Here is a 15,897-nt window from a genome sequence, read left to right on the forward strand (position 1 = left end):
GGATGGATGATTCGTATATGGACGTACGCAAGCCCTTTGCCCAATGCATTGCCCTGTCGTTGTCGGGGATCCTGTTTCTCAATCCGATCGTCAGCGTCGCCGCCGGCCTGGCCCTGGACCCGGCCGCCGGGGGCAATGCCACCATCGGCGCGGCGGGCAACGGCGTCCCCATCGTCAACATCAATGCGGCCAATGGCAGCGGCTTGTCTCACAACAAGTTCAGCGAATACAACGTCGGCAGTAACGGCCTGATCCTCAATAACGCCACCGGCTCGACCCAGAGCACCCAGCTGGGCGGCTACATCATCGGCAACCCCAACCTCAAGGGGCAGGCGGCGCAGGTCATCCTCAACGAAGTCACCGGCAGCAACCGCAGCAAGCTGGCGGGGTACACCGAGGTGGCCGGTCAGGCTGCCCGGGTGATCGTCGCCAACCCCCATGGCATTACCTGCAACGGTTGCGGCTTCATCAACACCCCGCGCGCCACCCTGACCACCGGCAAGCCGATTATCGAGGGCCAGAAGCTCGATCGCTTCCAGGTCGATGGCGGCGATATCAGCATTGAAGGTGCCGGCCTCAACGCCAGCAATATCGATCAGTTCGACCTGATCACCCGCAGCACCAAGCTCAACGCCAACCTGTATGCCAAGAACCTCAACGTCATCACCGGGCGCAACGACGTCAAGGCTGATGACCTGAGCGTCACCGCCCGGGACGCCGATGCCAGTGCCAAGCCGGAACTGGCCATCGACAGTGCGGCCCTGGGAGGCATGTACGCCGGGGCCATCCGTCTGGTGGGCACGGAGAAGGGCGTGGGTGTGAACATGTCGGGGGAGATGGCGGCCAGCACCGGTGACATCCAGATCGATGCCAATGGCAAGGTCACGGTGGCCGGCATGGGCGCCAACCAGGCGATCGCGATCAAGGCCCAGAGCATCGACCTCAAGGGCAAGGCCTATGCCGGGACCGAAGCGACCCTGCAGGCCAAGGAGCAGATCGAGGTGGGCACCAGTCTGGCGGCCCGGGATCAGGTGCGGGTGGTGGACGCCGGGCAACTGGTCAACCACGGCATCATCGAGGCCGGGGTCAACAGCGACAACAGCCGCAACGATCAAGGCGTGGTCAAGCTGAACGCCGACAACCTGGAAAACCGCGGCGATGTGCTGGCCAGTCGCAGTTTGCAACTGACCGCGCGGCAGACCCTGAGCAACCAGAACGGCGTGATCCAGGGGCCCAAGGTCGAGGTCAAGGCCGCACGCCTGGTCAACCAGGGCGGGCAGGCCCGAGTGCTGGCGCACAATGAGCTGGTGCTCACCACCCCGGCCATTGCCAACCTGGAAGGCCTGATCCGCTTTGGCGACCGGCAGGCCGCAACCCTGACCCTCGACAGCCTGAACAACAACGGCGGACGCCTGGAAGTGGCGGGTGCCGACCTGACCCTCAACGCCCGTGAGGTCAGTAACCAGAAGGGTTCGATGGTCGCCGACCAGGTTGCGATCAGCGCCCAGCGACTGGACAACCAGCAGGGCCTGATCGGGGCCAGCCAGGGCAGCGCCACGTTCAAGGTCAGCGAGCAGTTGAACAACAATGGCGGCCGGCTCCAGGCCCAGACCCTGCTGGAAACCCAGGGTGGGGAGCTGCTCAATCAGGGCGGCAAGCTGCTGGCGGACCAGATCGAGGTGACCGGCAAGCGCCTGGACAACAGCCAGAAGGGCCTGATCAGCGCCGAGAAGGGCGCACTGCAAGTGAGCCTCGATCAGGACCTGGCCAATGCCGATGGCAAGTTGCAGGCCACTTCGCTGCTGAACCTCAAGGCCGGCAGTGTGGACAACCGCGGCGGTACCCTGATCGCCCCGCAACTGACCCTCAACAGCAGCGGCAAGCTCGGCAACCAGGGCGGCACCCTCACCGCCGACGCGCTGGAGCTGCACACCGCGGACATCGACAACCAGGGCGGCCTGCTGCAGGGCAAGGACAACCTGCTGCTGGACGCCCGGGACCTGGCGAACAACCAGGGCCAGGTCATCGGCAACGTGCTGAGCGCCAACCTCGACAGCCTCAGCCAGAACCAGGCCGGGGTGTTGAGCGCCGAGACCGGCAAGCTCACGCTGACGGTCAAACAGCACCTGAACAATGCCCTGGGCCACCTGCAGGCCAAGACCGGTGACGTGCAGATCGTCTCGGGCAGCCTGAACAACCAGGGCGGTGTGGTGGTGGGCAATCACTTGCTGCTGACCAACACCGGCCTGCTGGATAACCGTGGTGGGCAATTGGCCGGTGATCGGTTGACCGTCAGCACCCAGCGTCTGGACAACCAGGCGTCGGGCCTGCTGGCGGCCGGCAGCGATGGCCTGCAGTTGACCTTGACGGCTGACGGCGCGGCACCGGGGCAACTGCTCAACAGCCAGGGGCGCCTGCAAAGCGATGGGCACCTGCAGATCAACGGCGGTCAACTGAACAACAGTGGCGGTGTGCTGCTGGGCCGCAGCGTCGGGCTCGATACCTCCGGCCTCGACAACAGCGCCAAGGGCGCGGTGGTGGCCAGCCAGGGGGCGCTGGATCTGAAACTCAACCACGGCGCACTGAACAACAACGCCGGGGTCATCGACGCCGGTGAACAGGCGCTGCGGGTGACCCAGGGTGGGCAATTGGACAACCAAGGCGGCACCCTCAAGGGCAAGCGCCTGGAGGTTGCGGGTACAGCCCTGGATAACCGCCAGGGACAACTGCTGGCCGGCAGTGACGGTTTGAACCTGGTGGCCGGCGGCCTGAACAACGCCCAAGGGATGATCCTGGCCAAGGACGGCCACGGCGAAGTGGCGCTGGGCCAAGGCACTCTGGACAACCGTGGAGGCACCCTGCAGGGCGCGACCCTGGGAGTCACTGCCGGGGCTGTGGATAACAGTGCCCTGAACGGCAAGGCCGGACTGATCAGCAGCCAGGCCGGAGCGCTCAAGCTGGTGGTCGATCGCCTCACCAACCAGGCGGGCAAGCTCTACGCCAATGGCCTGCTCAGCAGCACCGGGCAGACCCTGGACAACCGCTTTGGCGGCGAAGTCAGCGCCCGGCAGTTGGACTTGAACGTGGCGGCCAACCTCTACAACCAGGGCGGGCTGGTGGAGTCGGGCAACTCACTGCTGCTGGTGGGCGGCAACCTGGACAACAGCGCCGGGGGCCGGGTACGGGCACTGGCTGGCGAGCAAAGCCGGATTACCCTGGGCGGCGTGCTGAACAACCAGGGCGGCACCCTGGCCCTGGGCTCCAGCGCCTTTGCCCTGAATGCCGGACAGCTGAACAACATCGGCGGCAGCATCGAGCACGCCGGCAGCGGCTTGTTCAAACTGGACCTGGGGGCGCTGTCCGGCTTCCAGGGACGGATCACCGGCCTGGGCCGTGGCGACTGGGATGTGGCTGCGGTGGATCGCAGCGGTCTGATGCAACTCAACGGTACGCTGGACCTGAGCACCGGGGGCGACCTCAACCTGAATGCCGGCGACCGCATCGCCAGCGCCAGCGGCCTGCGAGTGGGCGCGGCGACCCTGAACAACGCCGGGGAGCTGGCCAGTGACGGTTACCTGACCCTGGACCTGGGGGGCAACCTGAACAACAGCGGCCTGCTGTCGTCCCGGGGCAAGCTCACGGTGGGGGCCGGCGACCTCAACCAGTACGGCGGTCGTATCGCCAGTGGCGGCGACAGCGAACTGAACCTGCGCGGCACCCTGGACAACCTGGGGCGCCTGATCGCCAGCCAGAATCTCTATGTGTCCGCGGCGCAGATCAACAACCGCGGCACCCTCGGGGCCCTGGGGCAGATGCAATTGCGCTCCGGCAACGGCATCACCACCTCGGCCGACACCCTGATCTACAGCGGCGGCGACATGCTCCTGCGGGGCAATACTCTGAGCAACAGTTATGGCGATCTCTACAGCGCCGGCAACCTCAGTTTTGCCGCCCTCGACGGTGGCCGCGCGGCCCTGCTGAGCAACCGCTCCGGGACCATCGAAAGCGAGGGCGACATGAACCTCAACGTGGCGTTGCTGCAAAACGCCATGGACAAGTACCAGGTCGGCGAAACCATCACCCAGCGCAACATCGTGATCAATTGCACCGACTGTTCCGGCGATCACCACACCGCCACTTACATCGTTAACACCACCTATGAAGGCACCATGGGCGAGCACTCCGCCGGTGCCCGCCTGGTGTCCAACCATGACCTGACCATCAATGCCGACACGGTGGAGAACGACCAGAGCCTGATCGCCGCCAACCGCGATGTTTCCATTACGGCCAACAATCTCTACAACCGCGGCCTGACCCTGGACAAGCGGGTCGACAGCATCAGCTATTTCCTGCATGGGGTTTCCCAGGGCGCGTTCCGCGCCGCGGAGCGGGCGACCCTCGCCTGGAACGCTGCCAATGCCAATCGCGCGCCGGGCCAGCAGGACCCGTTGCCGACAGAGGTGACCCAGTACCCGATCTACGAACCCGCCAGCCACACGGTGATCACTCCGGGCACCCAGACTGCCTACGCTTCCACCTTGCAGGCCGGCCAGCGCCTGCACCTGCAGGTCAGCGGCACTATCGAGAACGGCGTGCAGACCGAACAGAGCCGCGCCCAGCTCACCGGGCAGACGCTACAGAACAACCTGGCCCAGGTGGGCGGCCAGGTGATTACAGTCAACGCGCAAAGCTCCGCCGCTGCCAATCAGGTGGCCAAGGATGTGCAGCGCATCGAAAAGGTCGCCGCCGACGGCACCACCCAAATCAGCTTCGTGCCGGTGGACTTCTCCGGCGTACCGTTCGCTGCCGTGGACCCGACTTCTCTGTCGAGTTTCCGCGTACCCCAGGGCGAGTACGGCCTGTTCGTCAAGAGCCAGAATCCCCAGGGCCGCTACCTGATCGAGACCAACCCGACCTTCACCGACCTGTCGCGCTTCATGAGTTCGGACTACATGCTCGGCCACCTCAACTACAACACCGACCAGACCTGGCGCCGCCTGGGCGACGGCCTGTATGAAACCCGCTTGATCCGCGATGCGGTGCTGGCCCAGACCGGGCAGCGTTTCCTCGCGGCGGGGCTGACCAGTGATTACGACCAGTATCGCTATCTGATGGACAACGCCATCGCTTCCAAGGACCAGTTGCAGCTCAGCGTCGGCGTGTCCCTGACCCCGGCCCAAGTGGCCTCGCTGACCCACGACATCGTGTGGATGGAAACCCGCGAAGTGCAGGGCGAGAAGGTGCTGGTGCCGGTGCTGTACCTGGCCCAGGCGGAAACCCGCAACCTGCGCGGCGGCAGCCTGGTGCAGGGGCGCGACATGACCCTGATCGCCGGTGGCGACCTGAGCAACGTCGGCACCCTGCGGGCCAGCAACGACCTGAGCGTGAATGCCGGCGGCAGCCTGTACCAGGGTGGCCTGATCGAAGCCAACGAGCGGGTCAGCCTGATGGCCCAGGACAGCGTGCGCAACGCCCTGGCCGGGGAGATTCGCGGCAATCAGGTCAGCGTCACTTCAATCAAGGGCGACATCATCAACGACCGCACCGCGGTGGCCGTCGGCTACGGCTCGGGCAGTCGCACCATCCTTGACCAGGGCAGCCAGATCACCGCGCGCCAGCAGCTCGACCTCAGCGCCGGCCGCGACCTGAGCAACCTCGGTCAGCTCGCCAGCGCCGGGGATGCCAAGCTCAGCGCTGGTCGTGACATCGATTTACTGGCGGTGCAGGACCATACCTTCACCCAGAGCGCGATCCGTCGCGGCCTGGTGACCCACGACACGGTGCAGACCCAGGGCTCCAGCGTGACCACCGGCGGCAACCTGCAACTCAATGCCGGGCGCGACCTGGCGGTGGTGGCGAGCAAGGTTGATGCCGGCCACGACCTGTCCCTCAACGCCAAGCGCGACATCGTCATCGCCTCGGCCCAGGACGAGCAGTCCTCGACTTCCTACCAGAAGAAGAAAGGTTCCTGGGGCAAGAGCAAGACCACCCAGAGCGCCGACTCCTCGACCACCAACGTGGCCTCCGAGATCAGTGCCGGGCACGACCTGATGGTCAACGTCAGCCAGGACCAGGACGGCCGCATCAGCCTCAACGGCGGGCGCGACGTCACGGTGGTCGGCAGCCAGCTCAAGGCCGGCAACGACCTGCTGGTGGGCGCCACCCGGGACGTCAGCCTGGTCTCGGCCCAGGAGCAGCAGGACAGCGCCTACAGCCAGAAAAAGAAAGGCAGCTTCGGCTTGAGCAAGAGCGGCAACAGCCGCACCTCCAGCAGCACCACCCAGGTGGGCAGCGAGCTGAGTGCCGGCAATGACGCGGTGGTGATCGCAGGGACCAACGTCAACCTTTCGGCCAGTTCCATCGAGGCCAAGCGCGATGCCGAAGTGCGCGCCGGGCTGATCGACAAGAACGGCGACATCAACCTGATGGATGCGGCCAACACCTCCAGCAGCCAGAGCGAGAAGTACAAGAGCAAGGTGGGGCTTTCCAGTTCCGGCAGCTTCACTTCGATTGCCTCGGCGAAGAAGTCGGGGCAGGAAAACACCCAGTCCCAGAGCGTTGGCAGCGTGGTCAGTGGCGGGCGAGACACCACCCTGCAGGCGGCCCGCGACGTCAACATGATCGGCAGCACGGCGGCGGCCGAGCGCAACCTCAACGTGGGGGCGGGCCGCGACGTCAACGTGCTGGCCGGCAGCAACAGTTCGGACCAGAGCAACTGGAAATCCGAGAAGCATGTGGGGCTGTCCCTGGAGAGCGATCGCAACGGCGTCACCGCGTTCCTGGGCAGCGAAGCCCTCAAGCAGAAGTCGCGCAATGCCGAGCAGACAGTGGCCCCGAGCCAGTTGCTGGCCGGGCAGGATGCAACCATCAAGGCCGGGCGTGACCTGACCCTGGAAGGCTCGCGGGTGGATGCCGGGCGCGATATCAACCTGCAGGCCGGGCGCGATATCAGCATCGATGCCGGCAAGCAAACCTCGATCGAGGAACGCAGCAAGAGCCGTGACCGCAATGGCCTGACGGTCAACGTCAGCCACAACTACGGCAACACCATGGATGCGATCAAGGGCACCGGCAAAGGCGAGGACAACACCAGCAAGGCCTCCAGCGTGCTGAGCACCGTGGATGCGATCAACCAGTTCACCTCGGGCCCGACCACCGCGACCCACTTCGGCACGGCCAGCCAGTCCAGCAGCTCGCGCCAGGAAGTGCACAGCAACAGCCCTGCCAGCCTCGGTGCCGGACGGGACATCAGCGCCGTGGCCGGCAATGACATCAACATTCGTGGCGGTCAGTTCGACGCCGGGCGCGACATCACCCTGGTGGGGCGCGACATCAATGTGGATGTGGCCCGCGGCTCGATTTCCGAAGAGAGCAAGAGCGCCCGCAGCCAGGGCGGCATCAACGGCCAGAGCGGCGGCGGCAGTGCCCGTGCCGGTATCGGTGGCAGCAACGGTGTGGCCAGCGAGCAGATGAGCCAGGGCACCAACACCCCGTCGGTGTTCCTCGCCGGGCGCGACGTCAGCCTTGAGGCGCGCAACAACCTGACCCTGATCGGAACCCAGGTCCAGGCCGGGCGCGATATCGACCTGGGGGCCGGTAACGACCTGACCATCCGCGCTGCGCAGAACGATTCCAGCAGCGAGTCCAGCCGTCACAGCGGCGGAGGCGAAGTGGGCCTGGCGGTGGGTGGCAAGGACTTCATCTCGGTCTATGCCAGCGTCGACATGGGCAAGGGCCAGCTGGACCGGGACAACCAGCGGCAACAGAACGCCAACCTGGTGGCCGGCGACCAGCTGCGTTTCAGCAGCGGCAAGGACACCACCATTGCCGGCGCCACCCTGCGCGGCGGAGAGGTCATCGGCCGGGTGGGCGGTGACCTGACCGTGTCCTCGGTGCCGGACACCGGCAAGGTCAGCGGCAAGGAACTGGATGCCAGTGTCACCGTGAGCATCGGCCTGGGCGGCGGTGGCAGCGTCAGCGGTTCCCTGGGCATGGGCAAGACCACCGGCAAGACCAACTGGGTCCAGGAGCAGACCAGCATCACCGGCAAGAACGGTGTCGACATCCGCACCGAGAACCACACCCAGCTCGACGGCGCGCTGGTCGCCGCCGACAACGGCAACCTCAAGCTGGACACCGGCACCCTGGGTTTCCGCGATATTTCCGGTCAGGACAAGGAGCACAGCTACTACGTCAACGCGGGCGGCACCTTTGGCTGGGGCGGCGGCGACGGCGCCAAGTCCACCGGCGGCAAGGAGGTGGCCTTCACCAATGACAAGAGCCAGGAAGGCAAGGGCAAGACCGGGGCTTCGGGCTGGAGTGTCAGCGGCTATGACTACCGCAAGGAGCGTGAACAGGAAGTGCGCGCCACGGTGGGCGCGGGCACCATCACCGTGCGCAACGACGCCAAGACCGGCGCCGACTCCACGGCGGGCCTGAACCGTGATCCGTCACGGGCCTACGAGATCACCAAGGACAAGGAAAAGCGTACCGATCTGTATGTGTCCCAGTCGTCCCTGGACGCGGTGAGCCATCCGTTGCAGACCCTCAATCAATGGGCCCAGGGGATCAAGGACTATGGCAAGAATGCGTCCGCAGCGTTCACCCAGTACGGCGATCTGACCCAGGCCGCGGACAAGGCCCTGGCCGACAACCCGGCGCTGGCGCCTTTGGCCTGGATACCGGGCTTCCTGCAGAAAGCCATGGACGAGTCGGCCTTCTACACCGGCGGCGTAATACCGGGCGTCGTCAGTCATGGTGGCGTGGTTACCCAAGTCCCGGCGCTGCTCACGGGGGACATGAGCTTCTATCGTGTGCAGATGGAGTACAAAAAGGATGCCAATGGAAAAGTCTTTATCGACCCGGAATCGGGCAAGCCGGTCCTGGATGTGGACGCCACACGCAACAGTTTGCAGAACTTGCTGACACCCGACGGTAACGCAGCGGTGTTCACCAACGGGATCCAGAACTCGCTGGATGCGGCGCTGGTCAACGGCGGCATGCAGACCGGCAAGGACAGCTTCATCCAGGCCTATAACCCTGAGCATGGCTTCCTGGGTGACCTGGTGGAGTCCTTGTGGGATGTGATGCTCGGCGGTGCCGTGCGTTCAGGGAACGCCCGGCAGCTCAATGATTTCCTCGGCGCCGGGCTCGACCAGGGCAACAAGCTGGATGTATTCGGCCACAGCCAGGGCGGCTTGCTGACGTACCGGGCCATTGCCGGACTCAACTTCAATGCCAATGGCAATGCGGGTAGCATCCAGCTGTCGGGCGCGCCCGTCGCTTCGACGGACTTCTTCCAGGCGGCCAAGAATGCCGGGTTCGACATCAGTGAAGGGGCGTTCTTCCAGGTCAACCGGCCGACCTCGAGCATGTTCTTCAATACGTTGCCGGTGACCGATACGGTGTCCGACTTGCTGGGGCGCAATGCGTGGCGCTCGTCCGATACGGTTGCCCGATTCTTCGGGGCCGCGGCTACGTCAGGCAAGCTGTTGGCCGCGGACAGTCCTCACTCTAACTACTTGTGTGTGGCCAAGGACATTTGTGGCGGAGCCAGCAGTGGGTTGCAAGAGACCTTCAAGAACAGCAACAAGTACATCGTCCCGACCTTGATCGATCAGCACGGCAACGACAAATTACTGGGCTCGCAATGAAGGCTGCACAGATAGCGCTGATCGTTCTGACCTGTGGGGTGCTGCCGGCGTGCGGCGGCCCACCCCTGGTCTATGAAAATGCTCGTCTGGATTCCCGCATGCTGTGCCAGGAGGGGGCGAAGCGGGTCACCCTGATGCAGCGTTACTCCTTCGACCTGCCCGAGCCTTATCGGCATGCGCCGTGTGGCACTGTCACCGGCGGCTTTGACTATGAAAAGGGCCGTGACGCGCTGTCGGTCGGCACCTCCGGAACCTTCTCCTACGGCACTACCGAGGTGACGGCTGCGGCACTGTACATGCGGGTCAACAGCTTTCTCGATGGTCGCGCGGATGGGCTGCTGTATCCCCGCCAGGCCTTTCTGGATGATCTGCTGGCCAGGCAGGCGCTGCCTTCCCATAGCGGAGTCAAGCCCAGCAGCCTGCAGTGGGTGACTGTGCAGGGCTATCAATGCCTGCGCGCCTACGAGCGCTGGGAAGGGACCGCAGTGGGCATTCTCGAAGACAAGGTCAAGTACTGGTGCTGGGAGCAGGAGAGCGGCCTGCAGCAGCCGTTCTACGTGCATGCCGGCCAGCGCCTGCCCTTGGGAAGCAAGGGCTACGACCTGGATCAGGTGTTCATCCTGCCGTTCTTCCAGAGCCTGAAGATCAACCCATTGCCGGCACCGCTGCTGGCCAAGGCCCGGGCCGATCTTCAAGGGTTCTGTGCCCATGTCAAATCGCGCTACGACCAGAACCTGAGATGGGGCGATGACTACCCCGACAAGCGCCTGACCCTGACTCACCTGCATTACTGCGGTTACAACGTGCCGCTGCCCGACCTTTCAGCCCCGGTGCCTCAGGCCAAAAGCGACTGAACCTTCGCCTGTCACAAGACTCAAGTACCCATGTAAGCCCATGCCCTTGGGGCGCCTGCCACTATTCCTCCGGGGTGAAGGCTGGCAGACTGCCGGTCTTTTCCCGCTGTTTGTCTTGAGGCTTTATGCCAGCGTTTTCACAGCGTCATCTGTTGTTCATCAGTTGGATCATCATCTTCGGTGGCCTGTTGCTGGCCTTGCCCATGCGTCTGTTGCCCAGCCTGCTGGCCGGTCTCTTGGTGTTCGAGCTGGTCAACATGCTCACCCCGCAACTGCAGCGGCTGATCGAAGGCCGGCGCGCGCGCTGGCTGGCGGTGGCCCTGCTGGGCACCCTGGTGGTCAGTCTGCTGACCCTGCTGTTCGCCGGGGCCATCAGTTTCCTGTTGCATGAAGCGGAGAACCCCGGCGCTTCGCTGGGCAAGTTCATGGTGGTGGTGGACAAGGCCCGCGGCCAGTTGCCGCCGTTCCTCGATTCCTACCTGCCGGCCAGTGCGGCCGAGTTCCAGACCGCCATCGGCGCCTGGGCCAGCAAGCACCTGAGCGAGTTGCAACTGGTGGGCAAGGACGCGGCGCACATGTTCGTGACCTTGCTGATCGGCATGGTCCTGGGGGCGATCATCGCGCTGCAGCGCATTCCCGACCTGACCAAGCGCAAGCCCCTGGCCGCGGCGCTGTTCGACCGCCTGCACCTGCTGGTCCAGGCGTTTCGCAACATCGTCTTCGCCCAGATCAAGATCTCCCTGCTCAACACCTTCTTCACCGGGATCTTCCTGGCGCTGATCCTGCCGCTGTTCGGGGTCAAGCTGCCGCTGACCAAGACCCTGATCGTGCTGACCTTCCTGCTGGGCCTGCTGCCGGTGATCGGCAACCTGATCTCCAACACCCTGATCACCATCGTCGGCCTGTCGCTGTCGATCTGGGTGGCGGTGGCGGCGCTGGGCTACCTGATCTTTATCCACAAGCTGGAATACTTCCTCAACGCGCGGATCGTTGGCGGGCAGATCAGTGCCAAGTCCTGGGAGCTGCTGCTGGCGATGCTGGTGTTCGAGGCCGCCTTCGGCCTGCCCGGGGTGGTGGCGGGGCCGATCTATTACGCGTACTTGAAGAGCGAGTTGAAGCTGGCGGGATTGGTGTGAATCTTGTTCGCCGGCCAGCCGGCTCCCACAACGGTCTGTAGGAGCCGGCTGGCCGGTGAGGCGGTTTCAGCCGTAACGCTTCTTGGCCTCGATGGCCAGACCGCTGCCGATGCTGCCGAAGATATTGCCTTCCACATGCCGGGCGTTGGGCAGCATGGCCGCCACGCTCTGGCGCAGCGCCGGAATACCGCTGGAACCGCCGGTGAAGAACACCGTGTCGACCTGGGCCACACCCACATTGGCATCGCTCAACAGTTGGGTGACGCTGGTGCGGATGCGCTCCAGCAAACCGTCGATGGAGGACTCGAACAGGGCCCGGCTCAGGTCGACGCTGAGGTCGCGCTCGATGCGGTCCAGGGCCACCAGGCGGTTCTCGGCGTGGGTCAGCTGGATCTTGGTTTCTTCCACTTCCATGGCCAGCCAGTGCCCGGCGCGCTGTTCGATCAGCTTGAACAGACGGTCGATGCCGCCGGTGTCCTCGATGTCGTAGCGCATGCTGCCCAGGGCCAGCTGGGACTTTTGCGAGTACACCGAGTTGATGGTGTGCCAGGTCGCCAGGTTCATGTGGTGGCTGGTGGGCATGTAGGCGCCGCTCTTCATCCGGCTGCCGTAGCCGAACAGTGGCATCACGCCCTGCAGGCTCAGTTGCTTGTCGAAGTCGGTACCGCCGACGTGCACGCCGCCAGTGGCGAGGATGTCGTCGTGACGGTTGTCGACGCCACGGCGCTCGGGGGACAGGCGCACCAGGGAAAAGTCCGAAGTACCACCGCCGATGTCGACGATCAGTACCAGCTCTTCGCGTTCGATGGTGGATTCGTAGTCGAAGGCCGCGGCGATGGGTTCGTACTGGAAGGACACTTCCTTGAAGCCGATCTTGCGCGCCACTTCCACCAGGGTGTCTTCGGCTTCCTGGTCGGCGGCGGCATCGTCATCGACGAAGAACACCGGGCGGCCCAGTACCACTTGCTCGAATTCCCGACCGGCGGTGGCTTCGGCGCGGCTTTTCAGCTGGCCGATGAACAGCCCCAAGAGGTCCTTGAACGGCATCGCGGTGCCCAGCACGCTGGTGTCGTGCTTGATCAGCTTGGAGCCCAGCAGGCTCTTCAGCGAGCGCATCAGCCGGCCTTCGTAGCCTTCCAGGTATTCGTGCAACGCCAGGCGGCCGTACACCGGACGGCGCTCCTCGATATTGAAGAACACCACCGAAGGCAGGGTGATCTTGTCGTCCTCCAGGGCGATCAGCGTCTCCTCGCCGGGGCGCAGCCAGCCGACGGTGGAGTTGGAGGTACCGAAGTCAATGCCGCAGGCACGGGCCGGGGTGGCGTTGTTCATGTCTTTGGATCCGGTGAAAAAAACGGCCGCGAAGCGTACGCCAGTCCTCGCGCGTTGCAAAGGCCGACTATCTGCTAAATCACCCCCTGTCGTGCCTTGAAAGACTATCCTTGACCCCCAAACTTGCAGGCATGGGCCGAGCAGCCACCAGGGATCACAAGATCCGCCCGCGGCTGCCGATAAACTTCTGATGCGCCGTTCAGTCAGAGGATTGAGATTGATCAATTCTCATGCTGCCAGACCGAGCATGCTGTGCTGCACGCCGCGCGACTTTGATAACGGATGGTGATTCCCTCGATGGACTTCAAAGACTATTACAAGATTCTCGGCGTGGAGCCGACGGCGGACGACAAGGCGATCAAGGCCGCCTATCGCAAGTTGGCGCGCAAATACCACCCCGACGTCAGTAAGGAAAAGGATGCCGAGGCCAAGTTCAAGGATGCCTCGGAAGCCTATGAAGCGCTGAAAAGCGCCGACAAGCGCGCCGAGTACGACGACCTGCGCAAGTACGGCCAGCACGGCCAGCCGTTCCAGGGGCCACCGGGCTGGCAGAGCCGTGGCGGCTTTGGTGGCGGTGACGGTGGGGACTTCTCGGACTTCTTCAGTTCGATCTTTGGTAACCGGGGGCCAGGATTCGGCGGCCCGGAGCAGCGCCGCAGCAGCGGTCGTCGTGGACAGGATGTGGAAATGGAACTGCCGATCTTTCTTGAAGAAACCCTGTCGAACGAGTCGAAGAAGATCAGCTTCCAGGTGCCGCAATACAACGCCAACGGGCAGCACGTCAGCAACACCAGCAAAAGCCTGAACGTGAAGATTCCGGCCGGGGTCACCGACGGCGAGCGCATCCGCCTCAAGGGCCAGGGCGCGCCGGGTGTGGGCGGCGGGGCCAATGGCGACCTGTACCTGACCATTCGTTTTGCGCCCCATCCGAAATTCGATGTCGAAGGCGAAAACCTGATCATCACCCTGCCGCTGGCCCCTTGGGAGCTGGCGTTGGGCACCGAGGTGGCGGTGCCGACCCTGACCGGCAAGATCAATCTCAAGGTCCCGGCCGGCAGCCAGAACGGCCAGCGCATGCGCGCCAAGGGGCATGGCCTGCTGAACAAGGCCGGCCAGCGTGGCTACCTGTTCGTCCAGCTCAAGGCGGTGATGCCCAAGCAGACCGGCGACGACGTCAAGGCGTTGTGGCAGGAGCTGGCGAAGAAGGCTGCGTTCGACCCTCGGGAAAATTTCTGATTCGACACTAGGAGGCGCTGATCATGAGCACCCTGATCGTTCAGCTGGACATGGAAGAGTTCTGTGAAGTGGCCGACCTGTCGGCGGCCTACGTGATCGAAATCGTCGAACACGGCATCCTCGAACCTCAGGGGACGGCGCCCAAGGACTGGCGCTTCAATGATGTCGAACTGGCCCTGGCCAAGCGCGCGGCGAAGTTGCGCCGCGACCTGGACCTGGAGTGGGAAGGCGTCGCCCTGGCGTTGGACCTGCTGGACGAGGTGCGGCAACTGCGGGCGGAGAACCAGATGCTCAAGCAGCGCCTGGGCCGCCTGCTGCTGGACTGATGACCTGTAGCCGCTGCCGAGCGCCAGCGAGGCTGCGACCGGGCGTGCAGCGGCCGTAAAAACAGGCCGCTGCGGGGTGTCAGGAAAAAGCAGGTTGCGAGGACTGCGTCCTCGTTCGCAGCTTCGCTGGCGCTCAGCAGCGGCTACAGAGGGCAGCAGCAGTTATAGCGAGCCTCAGGCGCGGGAGACCCGCGGCAGGGTGACGGTGAAGGTGGTGCCGTCGCTCTCGTTGGAGCTGACCTCGATGCTGCCTTGGTGCGCGGTCACCACTTCCTTGACGATGAACAACCCCAGGCCAAGGCTGGTGCTGGTGCTGCCCAGTTCCTCATCTGCACTGCGCACCAAAGGATCGAACAGGGTGCCCAGGGCTTCCTTGGGAATCGGCGTGCCGTAATTGTGCACGGTCAACAGCACCTGTTCCGCACCGCCGGTAATGGTCACGGTCACGGTACGGCGGTTGCTGCCGTGCTGCAGGGCGTTGCCGATCAGGTTCTGCAGCATCTGTTCGATACGTCCCCGGTCCCAGATGCCATGGCTGTCACCTTCGAAGCTCAGTAACGGCGTGCAATCGGGCTGTCCTGCGCAGGCTTCGTCCATGGCCGCCTTGGCGGCGCTGGCCAGGTCCATGGGCGCGGGGTCGATGGGCAGGCCGTTGCCCAGGCGACTGCGGACGAACTCCAGCAAATCGCTGACCATGGCGCCCATGTGTCGGGTGCCGGTCTTGATGCGTGAGACAAAGGCCTGGGCGTCGCCATCCAGCGGCACTTTGCGCGCCAGCATCTCGGTGGACATGCTCACCGCCTGCAACGGTGCCCGCAGGTCGTGGCCGAGAATCGCCAGGAAGATGTCCCGTGAGCGGCTGACCTGCTCGGCATAGGCGCAGGTGGACTCGGCCAGGGCTTCGTCGATGGCTTCGTTGAAACGGATCATGTCCTGCAGGTGTTCCAGGTCCGGGGTTACCAGGCTGGCGACCCACAGGCGGATCACGCAGGCCCGCAGGTGGCGGAATTCGGACGTCATCTGCACCAGATCGAAACCCACGTGATGGCGCAGTTCGCCATGGCTGGCGGCGGCCGCATCCAGGCTCGGGGATTTCTCCGGGCCTTCGCCCCTGGCCTTGGCCAGCTGTTCACCCGGGCTCTGGGTGATGCGCATGTCCCGGGCGGCCGCCAGCAGGATCGAGGTGGCGTGATCCCGCAGGTCGCTGCGGGTCAGAGTGTCCGCGGCCAGGGTCCTGGCAAATTGTTCCCATTCATCAACGATTCGATCAACGTGCTGCACGATGAAATCGGACAGGCGCATAGCCGGGCACCTTATTGGGCAGAGAGTGGAAAACCGACACGCATCTTAGCGCCTTATC

At 64.3% G+C, this 15,897-nt stretch carries 7 protein-coding genes; 5 read left to right on the forward strand and 2 right to left on the reverse strand.

The features are described 5' to 3' along the window. Positions 1-17: 17 nt before the first annotated feature. From KHO49_RS04130 to KHO49_RS04140, 3 genes are all read left to right on the forward strand, one after another. Positions 18-9,653, forward strand: a complete 9,636-nt coding sequence (locus KHO49_RS04130) for a hemagglutinin repeat-containing protein (protein WP_213664650.1) — start codon at positions 18-20, stop codon at positions 9,651-9,653. Continuing rightward, on the forward strand, positions 9,650-10,507 hold the full coding sequence (locus KHO49_RS04135) for a hypothetical protein (protein ID WP_110650912.1): 858 nt from the start codon (positions 9,650-9,652) through the stop codon (positions 10,505-10,507). Before KHO49_RS04130 ends, KHO49_RS04135 begins: the two co-directional genes overlap by 4 nt. 125 nt (positions 10,508-10,632) lie before the next feature. After that, complete coding sequence (locus tag KHO49_RS04140) at positions 10,633-11,643, forward strand: AI-2E family transporter (RefSeq protein ID WP_102881980.1); 1,011 nt, start codon at positions 10,633-10,635, stop codon at positions 11,641-11,643. A 66-nt stretch (positions 11,644-11,709) separates the two neighbouring features. On the opposite strand, the gene KHO49_RS04145 is transcribed toward KHO49_RS04140, so the two are convergent. Then, positions 11,710-12,975, reverse strand: coding sequence for an Hsp70 family protein (locus KHO49_RS04145; protein ID WP_102862955.1), 1,266 nt, complete (start codon positions 12,973-12,975; stop codon positions 11,710-11,712). 297 nt (positions 12,976-13,272) lie between these two features. On the opposite strand from KHO49_RS04145, the gene KHO49_RS04150 reads away from it, so the two are divergent. Then, positions 13,273-14,211 carry a DnaJ C-terminal domain-containing protein gene (locus tag KHO49_RS04150; RefSeq protein ID WP_102882200.1) on the forward strand — a complete coding sequence of 313 codons (939 nt, stop codon included), beginning with the start codon at positions 13,273-13,275 and terminating at the stop codon, positions 14,209-14,211. A 23-nt stretch (positions 14,212-14,234) separates the two neighbouring features. Continuing rightward, positions 14,235-14,537, forward strand: a complete 303-nt coding sequence (locus KHO49_RS04155; RefSeq protein ID WP_102862956.1) for a chaperone modulator CbpM — start codon at positions 14,235-14,237, stop codon at positions 14,535-14,537. A 174-nt stretch (positions 14,538-14,711) separates the two neighbouring features. On the opposite strand, the gene KHO49_RS04160 is transcribed toward KHO49_RS04155, so the two are convergent. Continuing rightward, positions 14,712-15,839: a sensor histidine kinase gene (locus KHO49_RS04160; RefSeq protein WP_102862957.1), complete on the reverse strand. Its 1,128-nt coding sequence runs from the start codon at positions 15,837-15,839 to the stop codon at positions 14,712-14,714. Between the last annotated feature and the right edge of the window lie 58 nt (positions 15,840-15,897).

It is taken from the genome of Pseudomonas sp. RC4D1 (genome assembly GCF_018390395.1).
In the GTDB taxonomy this organism is placed as follows: domain Bacteria; phylum Pseudomonadota; class Gammaproteobacteria; order Pseudomonadales; family Pseudomonadaceae; genus Aquipseudomonas; species Aquipseudomonas danubii.

Excerpts from the sequence above, each read along its gene's own strand:
- KHO49_RS04150 (WP_102882200.1), top strand. The coding sequence starts at position 13,273 with ATGGACTTCAAAGACTATTACAAGATTCTCGGCGTGGAGCCGACGGCG.
- KHO49_RS04145 (WP_102862955.1), bottom strand. The coding sequence starts at position 12,975 with ATGAACAACGCCACCCCGGCCCGTGCCTGCGGCATTGACTTCGGTACC.
- KHO49_RS04140 (WP_102881980.1), top strand. The coding sequence starts at position 10,633 with ATGCCAGCGTTTTCACAGCGTCATCTGTTGTTCATCAGTTGGATCATC.
- KHO49_RS04135 (WP_110650912.1), top strand. The coding sequence starts at position 9,650 with ATGAAGGCTGCACAGATAGCGCTGATCGTTCTGACCTGTGGGGTGCTG.
- KHO49_RS04130 (WP_213664650.1), top strand. The coding sequence starts at position 18 with ATGGACGTACGCAAGCCCTTTGCCCAATGCATTGCCCTGTCGTTGTCG.
- KHO49_RS04155 (WP_102862956.1), top strand. The coding sequence starts at position 14,235 with ATGAGCACCCTGATCGTTCAGCTGGACATGGAAGAGTTCTGTGAAGTG.
- KHO49_RS04160 (WP_102862957.1), bottom strand. The coding sequence starts at position 15,839 with ATGCGCCTGTCCGATTTCATCGTGCAGCACGTTGATCGAATCGTTGAT.